Origin of the sequence: Haloarcula sp. Atlit-7R (assembly GCF_003666065.1) — an archaeon.
GTDB classification, from domain to species: domain Archaea; phylum Halobacteriota; class Halobacteria; order Halobacteriales; family Haloarculaceae; genus Haloarcula; species Haloarcula taiwanensis.
Genome location: NZ_QXIK01000013.1, coordinates 26,780 through 45,891 on the forward strand (window position 1 = coordinate 26,780; position 19,112 = coordinate 45,891).

Genomic DNA, 19,112 nt, shown 5'->3' on the forward strand with positions numbered 1-19,112 from the left:
GACAGGGCTTCGAGCGGTTTGCCTGCTTCGACGCCCCGTGTGGAACCGGGAAATTCAACTGTACCCCCATGGAAACAACTCAGTATGAGCCTCGAACTCGAACACTACTGTCCTGAATGCGAAGAGTACCGCGATTTCTGGAAGGTCGCGAGCACGACGATGCATCTGGGGACCAAGGTCAAGTGGCACTGCCCGGAGTGTGACTACGGGTTCGTCCGCATCGACGGCGAAGTCGACACCGGACAGGCGGCATAGCTCTCCGGAGCGGTATAGAGACCTCTTAGCAGCCGTTTTACACTGTCACCGAGAAGCATCTGTTACCGATGAGCCTCAACCCGGACGGTGCAGGGAGCGCAGCCACCGAGCGACCGCAGGCCCCGCACGAACTGTCGATGACCGTGGTTGAGTACACCAGTGAACCGGACCGGTGCACCGTGTCACCGCGGGGGCTCTCCGGCGTCGCCAAGCTGTCGACGTGGATGACCGTGGATAAGTCGGTCGTCGTCGGTCTCGATGCGATGCGGTGACCGAGAGTTTTTACCGGGGAACCACGGACCTAGAACCGATGAGCATCGAGGTTCTACTGGTAGACGAAGACGTAGACGTTCTGGAAATTGTCGGGACGTTTCTGGGACAGGAAGACGGGTTCGAGATAACGACGGAGGCCGATCCGGAAGCGGCACTGGACCTGGCAACTGACGGTGGTTTCGACGCCGTCGTCAGTGACTACAAGATGCCCCGGCTCGACGGAATCGAGTTGTGCGCCGCGCTCCGCGAAAACGGTGTTGACATTCCGTTCCTGCTGTTCACGGCGCGCGAACACGACGATGTCGCAGATGCCGCCACCGAAAACGGCGTCACTGCCGTGGTCCAGAAAGGAACGGGCACGGAGCAGTACGGCGTGCTCGCCGACCGGATTCGAAACACCATCTAGCGGTCTATCTTTGGCAGTTCCAGCGTGACGACCGCCCCACCGTCCGGACCGCTACCAAAGTTCACTGTGCCGCCGTAGGTTTCGGCTACCCAGACGACCAGCCACAGGCCGAGTCCAGTTCCGTGGCGCAGTTGCGTAATCGGCTCATCACCGGTCACGACATCGAGTTCGTGCTGTGGAATTCCCGGACCGTCGTCGGCGACCGTGATCGAGACGGTTCGCTGGTCTGTCGTCACCTCGATGCGGACCGACGGGTCGTCGCCGGAGTGTTCGAGGCTGTTTTCGATGAGTTCGCCCAGGATTCGATGTAACCGTCCATCGCCCGCTGTCACCGACGTATCCGGAAGGTCTGTTTCGATTCTGCCGGCGTGCGTGTCGCGATATGATGAGACGATATCCGTGACAGCCGCGGACACGTCGACCGGGTCCGTGCCGAACTGGTCGCGGCGAACGGACCGCTCCATGTCTCGTGCCCGCTCGCTCAGTGATGCCATCTCTTCGGCCTTTCGCTGGAGTCTGTCGAGAATGGCGGCGCGCTCGGCGTCGTCGATTCGGTCTTCCAGTGCATCAGCCATGCCAAGGACGACAGTCAGGTCGTTCCGGAGGTTGTGCCGGAGGACGCGGTTGAGCAGTTTCAACCGACGCTCGCGCTCCCGCTGGTCGGTGATATCAGTGTAGATTCCGAATCCACGGACGCTGTCGCCGTCCCGGCTGTACGGCACGCCCCGGAAGAGGAAGTCACGGAACCCCGTCTCGGTCATCAGTCGGAGTTCGGTCTGGAAGGGGTCGCCGTTCGGCTGCTTGCCGTCGAACCGAGGTAGTTCATCGCGACTGGTGTCCGGTGGGCGGAGGAGGTCGGACAGAGGACTGTCGACGGCTGTCTCCTGACCATACCCGAACACGTCGGAAAAGGCAGGGTTGACTGACCTGACGACCGGGTCGCCTGCAACTGTCTCCGTCTCGATGACGGCGTCTGGAAGCGTGTTAAACAGGTACGAGAACCGGTCGCGTTCGTCTTCCAGCTCCGCCCGCGCCTGTTTGAGTTCGGTCAGGTCACGGACGACGCCGACGGTGCCACGGAACTGCTCCGCATCGAGCAGCGACACGTCGATTTCGACCGGCCGCCGCTCCCCGGCGGCCGTCTCAAGTGTCGTTTCGAGTTGGATACCGCCGGTCCCGTCCCGCTGACGGAGGTCGGCGATGCGGCGGGCGAACTCGTCGACAGCATCCTGTTCGAGGACCACGCTCGGATGCTGGCCGAGAAGCGTCGCCCGCTCGTAGCCGAGCCACTCCGCGAGCGGTTCAGTGACCAGCTGGACCCGGCCTTCGTCGTCGAGGACGTACATCATGTCGCGGACGTTCTCGACGACCGACTCGTACCGCAACAGGCTCCGCTCGCGCTCGACGCGGTCGAACGCGGCGGCCGCGTTGGAGGCAAGAATTTCTGCCACGGAGATGTCCGAGTCGGTCAGCTCCATCCCGTCTTGTGCGCCGATGCTCACGGCCCCGTGATCACCCATCGGGAGGTACATCGTTGCCGACAGGGCATCGGAGTCGTAGTTGTCCACCCGGTCGAACTCGTCGATGACCAGCGGGTCGCCGCGCTGGAACGCGTCGCCGGGGAACCCCTCGTCGGCATCGTACACCGGCCGTTCCGGGATCTTATCGCTGGCGGCGGCGGGTCTGAGGGTGTCCGTTGCCTCGTCGTACAGCCGTACGAGCGCGTGGTCGAACCCGAGGTCCGACTGGATCGCTTCGATGACTGTTTCGGCGACCTCCTGCGGCGTCTGTGCCTGCATGAGCGACCGGGTCGTATCAAGCAGTCCGGACAGTGCCTCGTCACGCCGTTTTTGCTCCGTGATGTCCCGGATGACGCCTGCGGTCCCGGCGAACCGTCCGTCGTCGTCGTACAGCAGCGTCATGTGGTCCTGCGCGGGAAACGACCCACCCGACGCCTGCTGAATCGCCAGTTCGAACGTCTCCTCGTCGTCGCGGTCCTCGAATATCATCTCCTGAACGATGGATTCGGCCCGCTCGACGACGCCATCGTTCTTGATGAAACCGGTGTACGAGCCAAGCAGTTCAGACTCGGAGTAGCCCGTGAGGTCGGTCATCGCCTGATTGACGAACTGGAAGTACCCCTCGGAGTCGAGGGCGTACACGCCGTCGTCGACCGCCTCGATGATGTTCTCGTACCGTTCGAGTTCGTCCTCGCGGTGGCGGCGTTGGAGTTCGTGGTTCACCCACTCGACGAGCAGTTTCATGAACGCCTCCTCGCTGTCGGAGAATGACTCCGACCGGGCCTGTTCGTCGCCGAAGCAGAGCGTTCCGTAGGGCTCACCGTCGACTGTGATGAGCCCACCGGCGTAGCACGCGACGCCGCTGTTTCGATACACGTCACCCACGTGCCCATCCTCGGTGGTGGCATCGGTAATTGCGTAGAGGTCGCCGGATTCGAGCACTCGCTGGCAGTACGTGTCTTCAAGCGGCGTCTGTGTCCCGGATTCGAGGGGGGTGTCCCCGGTGACCAGCTGGATTTCGTGGACCCCGTCTTCGATACGGCTCAGGTAGCCAAACGCCATGTCGAGCCGGTCCAGCCCGATTTCGATAACTCGGCCGACAGTTTCGGCCTTGTCGAGTCCGTTCCCGGTTGCAAGCTGTGTCAGCTCCTGCAGCGAGTCGTTGTTGGCACGCAGCATCTGTTCGCGCTCCTTACGCTCCGTGATATCCGTGGCGATGGCGACAAGGCGTGGGGCCTGTGCGTCGCGGTCCTCGATAACGCCGCTCGTCCGGAGCCATCGCGTCTCTCCGTCGACATCGGTACGGAACTCGGCGTCGACCCGCTCGTCGCTCTCGGACACCCGCTCGAACGCCGCTTCGAGCGACTGCCGGTCATCGGGATGGACGCGCTCATAGAACGCGGAGACGGTGCCTTCGAAGGCCGCTGGCGTCGTTCCGAAGAGTTCCGCGGTCGCTTCGTCCCAGACCATCTCGCCGGTGCCCAGATTCCACTCGTAGACGCCGGTATCCGTTCCGTCCAGCGCCAGGTCGAGGCGGCGGTTCGTCTCTTCGAGCGCCCGCTCGCGCTCTTTCCGGTCAGAGATATCCCTGAGAACGCCCGTACAGAACCACTGCCCGTTTCGCTCGAAATCACCGAACGACACCGCAACGGTCAGCTGTTCTCCGGCAGCGGTTACGAGCGGCAGTTCGAGGTAGTCCCAGTCGACGTTCCGGTCGCCGGTCCGGCGGTAGCGGTCCACGCCGTCGAAGTGGGAGCTTCGCAGATGTTCGGGAATCACTTTCGCGAAATCGTCACCGACCAGCGTCTCGCGGTCATAGCCAGTTAGCTCAGCGGCCTCGTCGTTGGCGTACACGACTTCGCTGTCGGCATCGATTGTGACGACGGCGTCGGAGATACTGCCAGCGATGGCGTCAAAGGAGTCAGCGAGTTCCGGTGGGAGCCGGGTCGGCCCGTCATCGAGAGCAGCCGATGAGCGACTCTCGTTGCCCCGGCCCGCTGGTTCGCGCCCCTGCGTCACGATGTCGTACACTCGGTCCGTCAGCGACACGTCGCTGCGAGGGACGTACTCGGTCACATCGAGTCGTGTCGCGCGAGCGGCGACCGAGCCGTCCGGCTCGGCCGTGCAGAGCACGACCGGGAGCGCGTCGTACTGCTCACGTATCGCTGCCAGTGCCTCCAGCCCAGTTTCCCCTCCCGACAGGTGCTGTTCACAGACGACGGCGTCGTAGGCGTGCTCGGCCAGCTCCGACAGTGCGTCCGCCACGCCGGTGACTGACGTGACTGAAGCCGGCGTGCCGGGCATGGCCGTGTCCGCGTCATCGCCAGCAGAGCCTACGTACAACAAATGCGGCATATCGGACATAGCGTTCCGTTGTAAATGCTATACAACGGGGTGGCATATACGCTCGGGCGAGAGTATCAAATGTCGAAACGAGCGGCTACGTGTCGTCAAGCGCCTGCCAGGAGAGCCGCGGGGTCCGGGCCGCAGTCGCCTGGTCGATGCGTTTCGCCGTCGGACGCGACGGTGCGTCGGCCAGTTCGGCGTCCGAGTCACCGGCCACAGCGTTGAACGCGGCCGCGAGCTGGTCCAGCGAGCGCTTGGTTTCGCTCTCCGTGGGCTCGGTCATCAGCGCCTCGTCGACGATTTCGGGCCACTTCGTCGTCGGCGGATGGACGCCGTAATCGAGCATCCGCTTGGCCGCGTCGGCGGCGTCCTGCTCGCCCGCGCTGGCGACAAATTCGTGGTGGAACGGGCCAAAGGGAACGTCGTACTCGATCTGCTCGGCGAGGTAGTTCGCGTTCAGCACAGCTTTCGCGCTGGCGTCGCGGAGTCCCTCGTCGCCCAATCTGGCGATGTACGCGAAGGTCTTGAGCAGTACCGGCCAGTTGCCATAGAAGCCATGCACCTTCCCGACGGAGTTCGACGGCTCGTAGTGTTCGTAGTTCCCGCCGCGCTCTCTGACGTGTGGGTTCGGGAGGAACTGGGCCAGTCCCTCGCGGACGCCGACCGGACCAGCACCGGGGCCACCGCCGCCGTGGGGCGTCGCGAACGTCTTGTGGACGTTGTAGTGCATCACGTCAAAGCCCATGTCGCCGGGGCGAGCGCGCCCCAGCAGCGCGTTGAGGTTCGCGCCGTCGTAGTACAGCAGGCCACCGGCGTCGTGGACGATGTCGGCGATGCGCTCGATGTCGCGCTCGAACAGCCCCAGCGTGTTGGGATTCGTGAGCATCAGCGCGGCGGTATCGTCGCCGACAGCCGCCTCCAGTGCCTCGATGTCGACGCGACCGTCGTCGCCGCTCGGGAGCTCGACGACCTCGTACCCGGCCATCGCCGCTGTCGCGAAGTTCGTGCCGTGTGCCGAGTCCGGGATGACGACCTCCGGGCGCTCGTCGTCGTTGTGTTCGTGGTACGCCTTTGCGATCTGTATTCCGGTGAACTCGCCGGCTGCGCCGGCGGGTGGCTGCAGCGTCACGGCGTCCATGCCACCGATGCGGCCAAGATAGTCCTGCAGGCGATGACACAGTGCCAGCGTCCCCTGGACCGTCGAATCGGGTCGGTCCGGGTGGATGGCAGCATCGGCTCGTCCAGCGACATCCTCTGTAAAGGAGGGGTTGTACTTCATCGTACACGAACCGAGTGGGAACGGCCCGCTCTCGACGCCGTAGTTCATCTGCGAGAGGCGCGTGTAGTGCCGGGCCAGTTCGGGCTCGGCTGGGTCCGGCAGTGAGAGACTGTCTCGCGTCAGGTCATCGGGTAGCGGCGAGTCCTCAACCGCGACCGTCTTGTTCGCTTTCTCCGAGAGCAGCGGCTCGTACAGGTCCTCGCTGTCGTCAGTCCAGCGCGCTTGATCGTATTTCACGCGAGACACCCCCGTGTCGAGCGTGACGCTCGTGGGGCGTGGCTTGTCCCACGGTGGGTCGCCGAACGCAGTGCGGCGAGTGTCATTTCGCCACCTCTCGGAACGCCGCGACGAACTCGTCTGTGGCGTCGGCAGTGGTCTCGGTCGTACACACCTGTACCAGATGGTCATCGACCGCGTGGACCGCGAAGCCCTCTGCTGCGAGATCGGCAACGATGGCGCTTGCGGGCTGGTCCGTACGTGCGAGGAACTCCCGGAAGTGATGGCGGCCGTGAATCGGCGCTTTCACGCCGACGATGTCGTCGAGGCGGTCGGCCAGGTCACGAGCGCGGGTCACACAGTCCTCGGCGAGGTCGACCAGCCCGTCCGGGCCGAGCCACGCGGCGTGCATCGCGGTTCGGAGCGCGACCCACGCCTGGTTCGTACAGATGTTGGAGGTGGCTCGCTCCTTGCGGATGTGCTGCTCTCGTGTCTGGAGTGTCAGCGTGTACGCGCGGCGGTCAGCGGCGTCTTCGCTGGCCCCGACCAGCCGACCGGGGACCTGCCGCAGGTACTCCTCGCGGGTGACAAACATCCCCAGTCCAAAGCCGTAGGCGGTCCCGGTCCCCAGCGACGCGGCGTCGCCGACGACCACGTCTGCCCCGACATCGACCGGGCGCTCAAGCAGGGACAGCGCGAGCGGGTCCGAGCCGAGGCAAAACAGCGCCTCGTGGTCGTGAGCCAGGTCGCCGATTGCGCCGAGCCGTTCCTCGATAACGCCGCGGACCGTCGGCGACTCGGCGTACACCATCGCGGTGTCGTCGCCGAGTTGGTCAGACAGCGCCGGTACGTCGACGGCCCCGTCGGTCATCGGGTAGGACTCGATCGTGAGAGCCGGTCCATCGGCGTAATTCGACAGCACGGCTCGTTTGCTCTCCCGAAGGTGTTCAGGGACCAGAATCCGGTCGCCAGACACCGAGCGGACGCGCTGGGAGAGCGTCGCCGCCTCACCCAGCGCCGTCGCATCGTCGTACATAGAGCAGTTAGCAACGCCCAGCCCCGTGAGTTCCACCAGTATCGACTGGAACTCGAAGAGGGCCTGCAGGAACCCCTGTGCGACCTCGGGCTGATACTGCGTGTAGGAGGTCAAAAACTCAGACCGGCTTGCGAGGTCGTCGACGACGCTCGGGACGTAATGGTCGTAGTGGCCGCGGCCAAGGAACTCGGTAAGGTCGGCGTTGCGGCTCAGGAGGCCGGCGACTTCTCGGCGGGTCGCCCGCTCGCTCCGGGCATTGATGCCGAACTCGCCGTCGAAAGCAACGGACTCGGGAACGTCGAACAGCGATTCGAGGTCGTCGGCCCCGACCGCGTCGAGCATCGCCGCGGTCTCTGCAGCCGTTTGCGGTGCGTACGGACTGCCTGTCGCGTGTGAATCACTATCATTCATTGGAGAACCACCCAGTAGCGCCGGGGTGACATGATACCGACAGCTAGCGACCGTGTCCACATTAGGTTACTCCTTTCACCCCTGCAGGGGACCACTGCCACCGGGTTACTCGATCTGGTCGCGGTACGCGTCGGGTGAGAGCAAGTCGTCGACTTCGCTCTCGTCGACCACTTCGACCTTGAGCATCCAGCCGTCACCGAACGGGTCCTCGTTCAGCAGTTCCGGCTCGTCGCGGAGTCGGTCGTTAACTGCTGTGACGGTGCCGGAGACGGGGGCGTACACGTCGGACACGGCCTTGATCGACTCCACGACGCCGAAGTCCTCGGCGGCGGTCAACTCCGCCCCTTCCTCGGGCAGCTCGACGAACACCACGTCGCCGAGCTCGTCCTGTGCGAACGCCGTGATGCCGACCTCTGCGGTATCGCCGGCGACGCGTACCCATTCGTGTGACTCCAGATATCGCAGGTCGTCGGGAACGTCGAAGCTCATCTATCGAGGAATGGCGTGCTCCTGGTACGTGCTTTCTTCGGTTCACCACGGACGACAACGCGGATAGATGTACCCGGTTCGGCGTACGCCGCCGGGACGTAGGCGAGGGCAATCGGCGCTCCCAGCGTCGGACTCATCGTTCCGCTGGTGATGTGGCCGATTGGCTCTCCGTCAGGCGTCGTCACGTCGTACCCGTGGCGCGGGACACCACGGTCGATGAGTTCGATGCCGATGAGCTTCTCTTTGGGACCGTCCGCGGCAACGCCCTCCAGTGTGTCCCGACCGACGAACTCTGTATCGAGCTTGACCGTCCAGCCGATTCCGGCCTCGTAGGGCGTCCTGGGCTCGTCAACTGGATGGAACTCCTGGCCGGAGAGTAGAAAGCCCATTTCCAAGCGGAGGGTGTCGCGCGCGCCGAGCCCACAGGGCTGGCACTCAAGCGCGCCCCAGACCGCTTCGGCATCGTCTGGCGGACAGAGGATTTCGAAGCCCGGTTCGCCCGTGTATCCCGTCCGGGCAATCAGAGAGTCAACGCCAGCGACAGGCCCGTCAGTCACCTCGAACCGCGACAGGCCAGCGAGCGAAACCTCTGTCTCGGCCGACAGCAGGTCCGGCGCGTCAGGCCCCTGAACGGCGATCATCGCGTACTCCTCGGTCCGGTTCGTCACTGTCGCGTCAAGCCCCCGTTCGTCCCGCTCAGAGAGCCACCGCTCGGTCATCTCCCCGTCGTGACCGGCGTTCGGGATGAACAGGAACTCATCGGCCGCGCCTTCCGGCAGCCGGTAGACGACGGTGTCGTCCAGCATGATCCCATCCTCGTCTGTGATGGCTCCGTACTGGGCCTCACCCGGGTCCAGCACGGTCACGTCGTTGGTGGTCAGCCGCTGTGTCAGCGTTGCCGCGTCCGGCCCGGCCACGGTTATCTGTCCCATGTGCGAAACGTCGAACTTCCCGGCCTCGCTCCGAACTGCCTCGTGTTCCGTGCGAATCGACTCGAACTCGACCGGCATCTCCCACCCGCCGAAATCGGTGAACGAAGCGTCGGCTCGCTGGTGAACCGCAGAGAGCGGTGGTGCCCGCAGTGTCATACGCGGACCTCTCGTACCGTGTGGTCTTACCGTTTGGCCCTCCGCCGCCTGCGGGCTGCTGATAAATCATATACGGCGATATCAAATCGGCAATCGTGGCAGGCACACGGCGAATTGAGAGAGAGAAAACAAGCAGCGTCTTCGTTACTCGTTTCGCGCCTGCGGGAACACGAGTTCAACTCGGGTTCCGTCGCCGTGACCTTCGTCCATCGTCACGGACCCACCGAGTCGTCGGACAAGCCACATGACTGCCCATAGTCCGAGCCCACGGCTGTGTGCCACTGGCCCCTCAGTCTCCGAAGTCAGAACGTCGCGTTCCATATCGGGGATTGCGGAGCCATCGGTGTCGACCTCAACTGTCACCTGTCCCGACGGTGTCTCCTCAGCGGTAAGCTCAATTGTCGGGTCGGTCAGGTCGCTGTATTCCAGCACGTTCTCGACGAGAATCTCCAGTATCAGGTCGATAGCCATCCTGTCGCCTGATACCTCCGCGTCAGTCGGCGCTACCTTAATAGTCACCTCGGAATATTGTTCTGTGAGGTCGCTCTGGACAGCAGTGAGCGCCTGCTGGAGGTGAAATGTCCCACTCCGGAGGTCACGCTCAATAGCCCGGTCGAACGTCCGTACGCGCTCAGCCAGCGAGTCAAGCTCTTCCGAGGCGTTTTCGATTCTGTCGATGTGTCCGCTAGCAGCGTCAACAGTGAAACCAGGCGAATCGAGTTCTTCCTTGAGAAGTCTCGAATTACCCCGTATCACGGTCAGCTTGTTCCGGATGTTGTGCCGGAGAACCCGGCTCATGACCATGAGCCGCTGCTCTCGCTCTTTGTCTTGTGTGATGTCGCGAACGATGCCTCGCAGTTTCGGCGTCCCGTTCCGGACCGTTTTTTCGGCCCGAAGTCGGAACCACCGCTCGGTTTCGGACGCGGTCTGGCGGCGTGCCTCTAGTTCCATCGGTTCGCCGGTCTCACAACAGGCCTTGATGGCGTCGCGAATGGCCGCTCTATCGTCGGGATGGTACTGCTCGATAGCCTCCTCAAGCGTCGGATTGTACTCTGACGTTCCGTAGAGGCGCTTCATTCCAGTCGTTCCCTCTATCGTACCCGTCTCCAGATCGAGTTCCCACCCGCCAATGTCGGCCAACGTTTCGGTCCCGACAAGCCACTCCAGTTGTTCTTCGCGCTGTTTCAATCCCGTGGCGTCGTCCAGACCAACGACGACGCGTTCGACAGTCCCGTCCTCGCCCAGTATCGGCGCGGCATTGCTCGAAAGCCACCGCTCGCTGCCGTCAGCGAGTTCGATCCAGTGCTCGAACCCGAACACCGGTTCGCCCGATTCGAGTACCTGCGTAACCGGGTGTTCTGAGTTGGGGATTGGCGTCCGGTCTTCGTAGTAAATATTCCACTCCGGTTGGGTGTATTGTCTCTGAGTGATCTTCTCGCGTTCGAGACCGAGCAGTTCCTCGGCACGATCGTTAGCCAGCGAAATTCTTCCAGATCGTTCTACGACGACGATGCCGACCGGACTGACCTCGAAGACCCGCTCAATGAGGGCCTGCTTTTTTCGCCGCCGCTTGCGCTGTGTGATATCCTCCGCCAGCCATAGCACGCGCTCCATGTTATCACCGCCGACCGGCGTGACACGAGCCTCGAAGTATCGCTCTCCGTGATCGAGCGATAACTGGTACTCGATATCCTGCTGTTCACCACTTTGTAAAGCATCCTCTATAATCGCGTAGAACTGGTCTGCCTGTGCTGTAGAGAAAATATCCCAGAGATCTGCTCCAAGTAGTGTCTCTGGATCTTTGAAAAACAATGCCCCGTTGTGGGCGTTGTGGATAACATCGACAAAGGCGCCGTCGGCGTCTAGAACAATAGCCGGATCAGAAATAATCTCACAGAGCCCGTTTAGTACGTCTTGGTCGTGAAGGCGTTCTTCACTCATATGTCAATGTCCACGCACTGTTGCTGGCCGACTCCGGACGGAAATGCATACATAGCGTGAGAAAGGTATCATACTAAACTTTGTGCCGTGTCATTCTATATAGCGAGAAAGAGTTTACCGACCGAAGCGGCACGCATAAGCAGACCGGGCAGGGAAGGAGGTGCATGAAGCTGTTCCGTTGGCTATTCGAGCAGAAAGACTCACCACAGCGCGTCGGACTATTCGTCGACGGCCCGAACGTGCTCAGGTCTGAATTCGATGTCGATCTAGATGAGGTCCGGGATATCGCAGCCGAATACGGTCCGCTGGCGGTCACTCGTCTTTACGTCGACCAGAACGCCTCGCCGGGGCTTATTCAGGCCGCCGAGGCCCGCGGCTTCGAGGTTCGAACCACCAGCGGTGACGTCGATGTCCGGCTAGCTGTTGACGCGACAGACGCCGCCGTTGCTGGACAGATCGACGTACTGGCCGTTGCCTCGCGAGACACGGATTTCAAGCCGGCGCTGGAAGTGGCTGCACGGGAAGGGGTCAGAACGGTCGCCATCGCGCCGGGAGAGTATGGCCGCTCTGATGCGTTACGCAACGCGGCTGAGGACGCAGTAACGCTCTAAGGTTCGAATCTCATGACGCCAACTGTTTTTTCCGCCAGTGCTAGTGAGCACGTATGAATATCGACAACACGCCGATACTGGACAACCACCTGCATCTCGACCCGGTCAACGGCCGGAACGTCGCGGCAGCCGAGGAGTTCGCAGCACAGGGCGGCACACACCTGCTGGTGCTCAACAAGCCGTCCTGGCATTTAGTCGAGATGGCCACCGACGAGGCCACCTTCCGGGAAGTGTTCGACCTGACTGTCGAAGCGGCCGCCGACGCGTCGGACGTACTCGACGGCCGGACTTGGCCCGTCCTCGGTGTTCACCCGGCGCTGGTTTCGAAGCTCGTCGACGACGGCCACACGCCATCGGAAGCGCGGGACATCATGCAGACCGGCCTCGACGTGGCGGCAGAGTATGTCGATACCGGTGACGCACTCGCGATGAAATCCGGCCGCCCGCACTACGACGTTGACGACGCGGTCTGGGAGGCCTCGAACGAGGTGATGTGCCACGGGTTCGAACGCGCCGCCGACGTGGGCTGTGCGATACAGCTTCACACCGAGGGCGGCGAAGACTTCGAAGAAGTCGCCCGCTGGGCCGAAGAACGCGGCCTCGACCGCACGCAGGTCGTCAAACACTACTCCGGGGGCCGGCTCCAGGGGCCGGTTAAGTCGGTGCTGGCCGACAAGGACGAACTGGAAATCGCCGTCGAGACAGACGAGCCGTTCCTGATGGAGACCGACTACATCGACGACCCGGACCGCCCCGGTGCGGTACTTGGACCGAAAACCGTCCCACGGCGCGTCCGCTGGCTACTCGAAGAGGGACACGAGGACGCGGTCAGAACGGCACACGTCGAGACACCGAAGGCGGTGTACGGTATTGACACCGAAGCGACGCTAGAACAGTAAGAGGCGACGAAAACGGCCGGTCCGCAGGCGACGGCTATCCGAACTTCCCAGTGATGTAGTCCTCGACGCGCTGGCTCTCGAGGTTCTCGAAGATCTTGTCCGTGTCGTCGAACTCGACGAGTTCGCCGCCGGTGAGGAAGACGGCCGTCTTATCGGAGATGCGGGCCGCCTGCTGCATGTTGTGAGTCACGATGACGACAGTGTACTCCTCGGCCAGTTCCTCGATGAGGTCCTCAATCTGTGAGGTGGCGATGGGGTCAAGCGCCGAGGCCGGTTCGTCCATCAGGATGACCTCGGGGTCGACGGCGATGGCGCGGGCGATGCACAGTCGCTGCTGTTGCCCGCCAGAGAGATCGAGGGCCGACTCGTCGAGCCGGTCTTTGACCTCGTCCCACAGCGCCGCTTTCTTCAAAGACTGCTCTACCACTCGTCTATGTTGTCGGTCTTGTCCTGAATGCGGAGCCCGTAGGCGACGTTGTCGTAGATGCTCTTCGGGAACGGGTTCGGGTGCTGGAACACCATTCCGATTCGGCGTCGGAGAGCCACCGGATCCACGTCAGTGTCGTAGACGTTTTTCCCTTGAACATGAGCTCCCCATCGATGCGGGCGATGTCGATGAGGAGGCTCATGCGGTTGATACACCGCAGGAACGTCGATTTGCCACAGCCCGAGGGGCCGGTCATCGCCGTCACCTGGTTCTCCGGAATGGCCAGGTCGATGTCCTGGAGCGCCTGGGTCTCGCCGTAGAACACGTCGAGACTGCGGGACTCAATGACGGTCCCTGCCCCGCTTTGCCCGACCGAGCCGCGGTCGGCGTTCTCTTCCAGACCGCCTTTGCCGGGGTCGGTCGTCACGAGGGAGTCGTCGTCGGTCTCAACGTCGGTGTCGCTGGCCATGTCCTGTGAAGTCATTGGTTTGCCTCCTGTTGATATTTGTTCCGTACGAGAATCGCAACTGAATTCATCGTCAGCATGACGATGAGCAGCGTCACAACGCCGGCCGCGACGACGCCGTACCGGAATTCGTCGCTCGGTTCGAACGCCCAGGCGAATATCTGCATCGGCATCGCGGTGAGCTTACCGAACAGTCCACTCGGCGGGGAGAACTTCGTCGTCGCCGCGCCGACCATGATGAGCGGTGCGGTCTCCCCGATAGCCCGCCCGAGCGCGAGAATCGTCCCGGTCAGAATGCCCGGCAGCGAACGCGGCAGGACGACGTTCCGAATCGTCTGCCATCGGGTCGCGCCCATCCCGTAAGACGCCTGCCGCAGCGAGTCCGGCACGGACCGAATCGCCTCCTGCGCGGAGATGATGACGATGGGCAGGATGAGCAGGGACAGGGTCATCGCGGCGGTCAGCACCGTCCCGACGCCGAAGCCGGCGTAGGTGAACGGGCCGAGCTGGGACTCGATGTTGACGAAGATGCCCAGTCCCAGCAGGCCGTAGACGACCGACGGGACGCCGGCGAGATTCGAGATGTTCACCTTGATAATCCGCGTGATGGCGGCCAGCGGGCCGCTGCCGGGCGCGTACTCTTCAAGGTAGATGGCCGCGCCGACGCCGAAGACGAAGGTGAACACGCTCACCAGCACGATGAGGAATATCGACCCGATGATAGCGGGGTACAGTCCCGCCTCCGCCGCGGTCTGGGACGGGCCGCTGGTGACGTACTGCCAGTCGAGCCACGGGGTCGGCGGCGTCGCGCCGATGGCGGTGACGACGGCCTCGCCCGCGAGGAACCCGAGAGCGACGATTGCGGGGAAGGCAAACGCCGGCCACCGCTCGCGGGTTCGGGCCGTGTTCGCGACCGCGAACCCGGCCGGGAGGCCGAGCAACACGAGCCCGATGAGCCAGACCGACCGCGAGATGGCCGGCACGGTGTCGACCAGCGGGACGGCGGCGATAGCCAGAACCGGAAGGCCCACACCGATACCCAGGCTCCGCCGGCGGGAGAAATCCAGCCGTTCCGCCGAGAGGTACGCGGCGACGGCGGCCGCGGGGACCACGAGCGACAGGAAGTAGATGCCGGGCGAGCCGAGCAACGCGCCGACCGCGGTCAGCGGGCCCAGCCCGAGCGTCCCGACGACCGGGCCGAGCAGTACCACCCCGAGCATCGCCAGGCCGACCCAGGTCGCCTCGCGGTCGTACTGGCCGTAGACGTACAGGCCGACGATGGGCCCGACGACGGTCAGGAAGTACGCGAACCACACCCCGGGGCTGGCGATAATCGAGAGGATGATGACGCCCGCGCCGGTCAGCAGGACGCCGGCCAGCGTCATGCTGAACAGTTCGAACGTCCCCGCGACGACGGCGGGCCGTGTCCGGGCGTAGGCGAAGAACGCGAGCAGCGGGACGAGCAGCGTGCCCGTGTACGCGAGGTACCAGCCGGTGCCAGCGCTCTCTAGGCCCAGCGCGTCCCAGAACACGTACGCGAGCAACACGCCGAGCGCGAGGATACCGACGATAGACGCAGCAAACGAGATGTACTTGAAGACGATGCCTTTGATTCGGCTGACCTCGCCGAACTCGGTCTCGGTCGGTGATGTCGTGGCCATTTACTCGTAAACCTCCCGGTAGCGACTCGCCACGAGGTCGCTGACGACGTTCATCACCAGCGTGATGACGAACAGCGTGAGCCCGATAGCGAACAGTGACTGGTACGCGGTCGACCCGCCGGAGATGTCCCCCTGTGCGATGTTGACCATCGCGACGGTCATTGTCGCAGAGCTCTCGGTAAAGAGCCCGATCACGTCAGCCGGTGCCACGTACGGGATGCCGAAGGCCTGCTGGACGGGCGGTATATCCGGCGGCTGCGACCCCGCGGCCAGTACGACAGCCATCGTCTCGCCGATGGCCCGCGAGATAGCGAGGATGAACGACGAGGCGATACCGGAAACCGCCGACCTTCTCGACCAGCTGGAGACCGAAGCCATTGCGGTCCCCGAAACCGCGCTGGATGCGCTGTTAGCTGACGACAACGACGAGGCCGTCGAGCTGGCAAACGAGGCTCGGTCCCGCATTCCCGAAGTCGATGAGACCGCCCGCGAGGTCGACGGAAAAGTCAGGGAGCTAGATCCACAGAGCGCACAACTACTTGGTCGCGTGGTTGACTCGCTGTCCCGGACTGCAGACTACGGTGGCAATATCGCCGAAAGCGCACTCCAGAAGGCTGCGCCACGGCCGTAGCTGTCGCTCCGAACCTGTGGCCAGCTAAAAACGCTGATTGCGCGCCGGATTACTCGACAAGCACGGCGTTGACCTGCCCGTGCTGCCCGGGACGGGAGGTCACGCGGGCCTGTCCCTCGGTGGTTTCGAGGATTGCGCCTTTCGTGATGATGTTTCGCCGGGCGTAGTTCGGGTTCGACGGGTTCTCCACGACGTTCTCGATGGTCGCCTCGATGGTTTCCGCGCCGTCAGCGATGCTCGCAACGTCGGTCTTGACCGCACGGACCTTCTGGGTGTTGCCGCGGGAGTCAACGGTCTTCAGTCGCTGCTCGCCGACCTGCGTCTCGACGGTGTCCTTCCCGAGCTCGTGTTTCTTCTTTTTGTGGTTCGGTCGTCGGCGTCCGCCTGTCCGCTTGCGAGGGGAGCGTCCCTGGTCTTTCATAGGGGAAGGAAGACCCAGCGGCTACTTGAACCGTTCGATGCCGACTCGCCATCGTAATCGTTACCCCCGTGCCGAGCGGTTGCTCTGACGATGAGTCTGAAGACGGCCGTCGCCGCGCCGTTCCGCCAGCGTGGAACCGACCGGATGGCAGAAAGCGAGTTCGTCGTCGCGCTCTCGCTGGACCGGAACTGGTTCTCGCCCGACCAGGCCAAGACACTGGTCGATGTGGCCGCAAGCGAGGGGTTAGTCGAACGGGACGACGACGACCTCGTCGTCGGCTTCGACGCCACGCACACCGACATCCCGGATGGGTTCACGCCCGGCGAGGAAATCCTGCAGTCGCGGTCGACGTTCGAGCGGGTGCTCGACGCTGTCGTCGAGGCCGGCATCGAAAAGCAAACCGCCGTCGCCGGCATCAACGCGCTTCAGTCCGACATCGGCGTTACGCTTGAGGCCGCGGCTGTCGTGTATGCGCGAAGTGAGAGTGTCGATGTCGAAGCTATCGCGGCGGACGTTCGGGAGGAACTCTGATGGTCAAGGACAGAATCACTGACGGCCGGCGGATCGGGCAGTTGCTCGCCTCGGAGTTGACCGGTCTCCAGCGCGGCCCGTTCGCGGACATTTCCGTCGTTGATGCGGACAGAGACGTGGAGCCGACGCCTGACGGGGCTTTCGCCTACCGTGTGACGGCCGACGACACTGAAGTGGCGGTTGTCGAGGTGACGCCGGAGACGGCCCGACTGGTCCTGAACGCGGAGCCCGTAACCGTCCCAGAGCGTAACGATATCACAGCCGACGGGGGGACCGTTGTTGTTCACAGCGGCGCGGCGGTGAAAGCCACGGTCGACGTGCTAGAGCAGACTCTCTCGGGGTAGACGGTCTTTTGGAGGACGGAAACGGTTGGACACCGACTGAACTGCACTCAGTGACGGCTCGGCTCAGCGATAGCTGCCGACGTCCATGCGACGAATCCGGTCAGGATGAGCACGGAGCCGAGTATAGCTGTCACGGCAGCGATAGCAAGCACCAGCGTTGGAAGGCCAAGCGGCGTCCCGAGGGCGATGACAATCGGTGTCACTGTGATACAGAGCGAGCCCAGCGCGACGGCCCGGCGCTGTGTCGTCGTCAGTTCGATACCGAGATGGAGCAGCGACCCGGGTTCCGGGTCGGGGGCGGCGAGGCCGAGACACAGCAGTGGGACGCCGATAAACACCAGCGTCGCGGCGACGGCGTACGACCAGAACAGCCACTGCTCGGACGCGGGCGCGAGCGACAGAAGCGCGCCGAGGGCCACGAGCACGACACCGCCGACGAGTCCGAACTGCCGCAGCCGTGGGTCATCCAGGGCTTCGCTCAGGTCTGGGAGGGTCTCGGCCACGTGACCGACATCCACGAAACGATCCATACGCAGGCTTCTCCCTCCGGTGTAAAATAGACAGCGGAAGAAATATCAAATCTGATTCCACCGAAGCAGGGGGCGACACGAGAAGGAAACGCTTGTATCGCTGCCAACCGCCGCGGTATCTATGCACTTCTTCGACCGCCTCGCGGACCGCATCGCGACCGCCGACAGCGTGGTATCGGTCGGTCTCGACCCGGACCCCGACCGCCTCCCAGACAGCGTGCTGGACGCCGACCTCCCGCGCTGGCAGTTCAATCGCCGGATTATCGACGCGACCCACGAGCACGCCGCGTGCTACAAGCCAAACGCCGCCTTCTACGAGGACCCCGACGGCTGGCGCGCCCTCGAAGAAACCATCGCCTACGCACACGGCAAAGACGTGCCGGTCTTGCTGGACGCCAAGCGGGGCGACATCGGCAACACCGCACGGCAGTACGCCCAGATTCTCGACGACGAGGCAGGCCCCGCCGCCGACGCCATCACGGTCAACCCCTTTCTCGGACGGGACTCGCTGGAGCCGTTCCTCCAGTGCGCGGACAAAGGGGTGTTCGTTCTCGGGCGCACCTCGAACCCCGGCGGCGAGGACTTACAGGACCTCGAACTGGCCTCCGGGGAAAAGCTGTACGAGCGCGTCGTCCACCTCGCTGACCTCTGGAACGGCAACGGTAACGTCGGACTGGTCGTCGGCGCGACAAACCCCGACGAACTCGAGGAAATCCGCGAACTGGTTCCAAACATTCCGTTTCTCGTCCCCGGCGTCGGCGCGCAGGGCGGCGACGCCGAGGCCGCCGTCGAGCACGGCCTCGCCGACGGCGTCGGCCTCGTCAACTCCTCGCGGGGTATCATCTTCGCCGGCGAGGACGCTGACGCGCGGCGCGATGACTCTGGTGACGCGTTTTTCAAGGCCGCCGGCCAGTCAGCACGACAGCTCAAAGAGCGATTGAATCAGTTCCGGTAGCTCGTATGGTAGCCGTACTTTCGTGGAGATATTCGCCAGTTCGAGGTGGCAACATTCGGTACGTGATTACAGACGACAGTATCAGAAGCGGAACGTGTCCACGCCGTCAGGCATGTCTTCCGGCGAGACGCGGTCGCCCGGCCGACCGACCTCTGCGCCACACTCGACGCACATCCCGGTGTCGTCGTCCCAGTGGCGATCACAGACGAGTCGCCCGCACCTGTCGCAGGTGTGGTCCACGTCGGGGCGCTCACAGAGTTCACACAGTCCGGCGACGCTCATGATAGTGGGTAGCACAGCTGGCCGTTTGAATCTTTGGCGGTGTGAGCGTGCAGTGGTTCAGCAACCCGTGCCGGGACAGTCCCCGCCGGCCACG

Annotated in this window: 18 protein-coding genes and 3 pseudogenes; 9 read left to right on the plus strand and 12 right to left on the minus strand. The window is 63.5% G+C overall.

Annotated features, from left to right (window positions below):
• Positions 1–84: 84 nt before the first annotated feature.
• From D3D01_RS24235 to D3D01_RS18615, 3 genes are all read left to right on the plus strand, one after another.
• Positions 85–255, plus strand: coding sequence for a hypothetical protein (locus D3D01_RS24235; protein ID WP_167768497.1), 171 nt, complete (start codon positions 85–87; stop codon positions 253–255).
• Between the two features lie 68 nt (positions 256–323).
• Complete coding sequence (locus D3D01_RS18610) at positions 324–527, plus strand: hypothetical protein (protein ID WP_101350518.1); 204 nt, start codon at positions 324–326, stop codon at positions 525–527.
• Positions 528–565: 38 nt separating this feature from the next.
• The gene (locus D3D01_RS18615) at positions 566–934 is read left to right on the plus strand and encodes a response regulator (RefSeq protein WP_121513285.1); all 369 of its coding nucleotides are present in this window, start codon (positions 566–568) and stop codon (positions 932–934) included.
• Here D3D01_RS18615 and D3D01_RS18620 read toward each other — a convergent pair.
• The 6 genes from D3D01_RS18620 to D3D01_RS18645 form a co-directional block, all read right to left on the minus strand.
• Positions 931–4,818 carry a PAS domain S-box protein gene (locus D3D01_RS18620; RefSeq protein WP_121513286.1) on the minus strand — a complete coding sequence of 1,296 codons (3,888 nt, stop codon included), beginning with the start codon at positions 4,816–4,818 and terminating at the stop codon, positions 931–933. The genes D3D01_RS18615 and D3D01_RS18620 overlap by 4 nt on opposite strands.
• Before the next feature lie 76 nt (positions 4,819–4,894).
• On the minus strand, positions 4,895–6,316 hold the full coding sequence (gene gcvPB / locus D3D01_RS18625) for an aminomethyl-transferring glycine dehydrogenase subunit GcvPB (RefSeq protein ID WP_101350521.1): 1,422 nt from the start codon (positions 6,314–6,316) through the stop codon (positions 4,895–4,897).
• A gap of 82 nt (positions 6,317–6,398) precedes the next feature.
• Complete coding sequence (gene gcvPA / locus D3D01_RS18630) at positions 6,399–7,742, minus strand: aminomethyl-transferring glycine dehydrogenase subunit GcvPA (RefSeq protein WP_121513287.1); 1,344 nt, start codon at positions 7,740–7,742, stop codon at positions 6,399–6,401.
• A 105-nt stretch (positions 7,743–7,847) separates the two neighbouring features.
• On the minus strand, positions 7,848–8,231 hold the full coding sequence (gene gcvH, locus D3D01_RS18635; RefSeq protein ID WP_121513288.1) for a glycine cleavage system protein GcvH: 384 nt from the start codon (positions 8,229–8,231) through the stop codon (positions 7,848–7,850).
• A complete protein-coding gene (gcvT, locus tag D3D01_RS18640) occupies positions 8,228–9,319 on the minus strand; it encodes a glycine cleavage system aminomethyltransferase GcvT (RefSeq protein ID WP_121513289.1) in 1,092 nt (363 codons plus the stop codon). The genes gcvH and gcvT overlap by 4 nt, the downstream gene beginning before the upstream one ends.
• A gap of 144 nt (positions 9,320–9,463) precedes the next feature.
• On the minus strand, positions 9,464–11,260 hold the full coding sequence (locus tag D3D01_RS18645) for a PAS domain-containing sensor histidine kinase (protein WP_121513290.1): 1,797 nt from the start codon (positions 11,258–11,260) through the stop codon (positions 9,464–9,466).
• A 164-nt stretch (positions 11,261–11,424) separates the two neighbouring features.
• Here D3D01_RS18645 and D3D01_RS18650 point away from each other — a divergent pair, with 164 nt between their 5' ends.
• Positions 11,425–11,871, plus strand: coding sequence for an NYN domain-containing protein (locus D3D01_RS18650; RefSeq protein WP_121513291.1), 447 nt, complete (start codon positions 11,425–11,427; stop codon positions 11,869–11,871).
• 53 nt (positions 11,872–11,924) lie between these two features.
• Entirely contained in the window at positions 11,925–12,770 is an 846-nt protein-coding gene (locus D3D01_RS18655) for a TatD family hydrolase (protein ID WP_121513292.1), read from the plus strand.
• Between the two features lie 34 nt (positions 12,771–12,804).
• Here D3D01_RS18655 and pstB read toward each other — a convergent pair.
• The 3 genes and pseudogenes from pstB to D3D01_RS25080 all read right to left on the minus strand — a co-directional run.
• Positions 12,805–13,681: pseudogene (pstB, locus tag D3D01_RS18660) on the minus strand (phosphate ABC transporter ATP-binding protein PstB).
• Positions 13,678–15,324 carry a phosphate ABC transporter permease PstA gene (pstA, locus tag D3D01_RS18665; RefSeq protein WP_121513293.1) on the minus strand — a complete coding sequence of 549 codons (1,647 nt, stop codon included), beginning with the start codon at positions 15,322–15,324 and terminating at the stop codon, positions 13,678–13,680. Before pstA ends, pstB begins: the two are co-directional and overlap by 4 nt.
• Positions 15,325–15,672: pseudogene (locus tag D3D01_RS25080) on the minus strand (phosphate ABC transporter permease subunit PstC); the annotation flags it as partial.
• Here D3D01_RS25080 and D3D01_RS18675 point away from each other — a divergent pair.
• Positions 15,656–15,955: pseudogene (locus D3D01_RS18675) on the plus strand (histidine kinase); the annotation flags it as partial. The pseudogenes D3D01_RS25080 and D3D01_RS18675 sit on opposite strands and share 17 nt — an antisense overlap.
• Before the next feature lie 49 nt (positions 15,956–16,004).
• On the opposite strand, the gene D3D01_RS18680 reads toward D3D01_RS18675, so the two are convergent.
• Positions 16,005–16,376, minus strand: coding sequence for a 30S ribosomal protein S8e (locus D3D01_RS18680; protein ID WP_121513295.1), 372 nt, complete (start codon positions 16,374–16,376; stop codon positions 16,005–16,007).
• A 90-nt stretch (positions 16,377–16,466) separates the two neighbouring features.
• On the opposite strand from D3D01_RS18680, the gene D3D01_RS18685 reads away from it, so the two are divergent.
• Positions 16,467–16,907, plus strand: a complete 441-nt coding sequence (locus D3D01_RS18685) for a DUF2240 family protein (RefSeq protein ID WP_101350534.1) — start codon at positions 16,467–16,469, stop codon at positions 16,905–16,907.
• The gene (locus tag D3D01_RS18690) at positions 16,907–17,251 is read left to right on the plus strand and encodes a hypothetical protein (protein WP_121513296.1); all 345 of its coding nucleotides are present in this window, start codon (positions 16,907–16,909) and stop codon (positions 17,249–17,251) included. The genes D3D01_RS18685 and D3D01_RS18690 overlap by 1 nt, the downstream gene beginning before the upstream one ends.
• Before the next feature lie 47 nt (positions 17,252–17,298).
• Here D3D01_RS18690 and D3D01_RS18695 read toward each other — a convergent pair whose 3' ends face one another.
• Positions 17,299–17,781 carry a hypothetical protein gene (locus D3D01_RS18695; protein ID WP_121513297.1) on the minus strand — a complete coding sequence of 161 codons (483 nt, stop codon included), beginning with the start codon at positions 17,779–17,781 and terminating at the stop codon, positions 17,299–17,301.
• Positions 17,782–17,902: 121 nt separating this feature from the next.
• Here D3D01_RS18695 and pyrF point away from each other — a divergent pair, with 121 nt between their 5' ends.
• Positions 17,903–18,736 carry an orotidine-5'-phosphate decarboxylase gene (gene pyrF, locus D3D01_RS18700; RefSeq protein ID WP_121513298.1) on the plus strand — a complete coding sequence of 278 codons (834 nt, stop codon included), beginning with the start codon at positions 17,903–17,905 and terminating at the stop codon, positions 18,734–18,736.
• Positions 18,737–18,817: 81 nt separating this feature from the next.
• Here pyrF and D3D01_RS18705 read toward each other — a convergent pair whose 3' ends face one another.
• Entirely contained in the window at positions 18,818–19,018 is a 201-nt protein-coding gene (locus tag D3D01_RS18705) for a hypothetical protein (protein ID WP_101350538.1), read from the minus strand.
• Positions 19,019–19,112: the final 94 nt, after the last annotated feature.

Bases quoted from the DNA above. Each gene is read 5' to 3' on its own strand.
- pyrF (WP_121513298.1), top strand. From the start codon at position 17,903: ATGCACTTCTTCGACCGCCTCGCGGACCGCATCGCGACCGCCGACAGC.
- gcvH (WP_121513288.1), bottom strand. From the start codon at position 8,231: ATGAGCTTCGACGTTCCCGACGACCTGCGATATCTGGAGTCACACGAA.
- gcvT (WP_121513289.1), bottom strand. From the start codon at position 9,319: ATGACACTGCGGGCACCACCGCTCTCTGCGGTTCACCAGCGAGCCGAC.
- D3D01_RS24235 (WP_167768497.1), top strand. From the start codon at position 85: ATGAGCCTCGAACTCGAACACTACTGTCCTGAATGCGAAGAGTACCGC.
- gcvPA (WP_121513287.1), bottom strand. From the start codon at position 7,742: ATGAATGATAGTGATTCACACGCGACAGGCAGTCCGTACGCACCGCAA.
- D3D01_RS18685 (WP_101350534.1), top strand. From the start codon at position 16,467: ATGAGTCTGAAGACGGCCGTCGCCGCGCCGTTCCGCCAGCGTGGAACC.
- D3D01_RS18620 (WP_121513286.1), bottom strand. From the start codon at position 4,818: ATGTCCGATATGCCGCATTTGTTGTACGTAGGCTCTGCTGGCGATGAC.
- D3D01_RS18690 (WP_121513296.1), top strand. From the start codon at position 16,907: ATGGTCAAGGACAGAATCACTGACGGCCGGCGGATCGGGCAGTTGCTC.
- D3D01_RS18610 (WP_101350518.1), top strand. From the start codon at position 324: ATGAGCCTCAACCCGGACGGTGCAGGGAGCGCAGCCACCGAGCGACCG.
- D3D01_RS18650 (WP_121513291.1), top strand. From the start codon at position 11,425: ATGAAGCTGTTCCGTTGGCTATTCGAGCAGAAAGACTCACCACAGCGC.
- D3D01_RS18695 (WP_121513297.1), bottom strand. From the start codon at position 17,781: ATGGATCGTTTCGTGGATGTCGGTCACGTGGCCGAGACCCTCCCAGAC.
- D3D01_RS18655 (WP_121513292.1), top strand. From the start codon at position 11,925: ATGAATATCGACAACACGCCGATACTGGACAACCACCTGCATCTCGAC.
- D3D01_RS18680 (WP_121513295.1), bottom strand. From the start codon at position 16,376: ATGAAAGACCAGGGACGCTCCCCTCGCAAGCGGACAGGCGGACGCCGA.
- D3D01_RS18645 (WP_121513290.1), bottom strand. From the start codon at position 11,260: ATGAGTGAAGAACGCCTTCACGACCAAGACGTACTAAACGGGCTCTGT.
- D3D01_RS18615 (WP_121513285.1), top strand. From the start codon at position 566: ATGAGCATCGAGGTTCTACTGGTAGACGAAGACGTAGACGTTCTGGAA.
- D3D01_RS18705 (WP_101350538.1), bottom strand. From the start codon at position 19,018: ATGAGCGTCGCCGGACTGTGTGAACTCTGTGAGCGCCCCGACGTGGAC.
- pstA (WP_121513293.1), bottom strand. From the start codon at position 15,324: ATGGCCACGACATCACCGACCGAGACCGAGTTCGGCGAGGTCAGCCGA.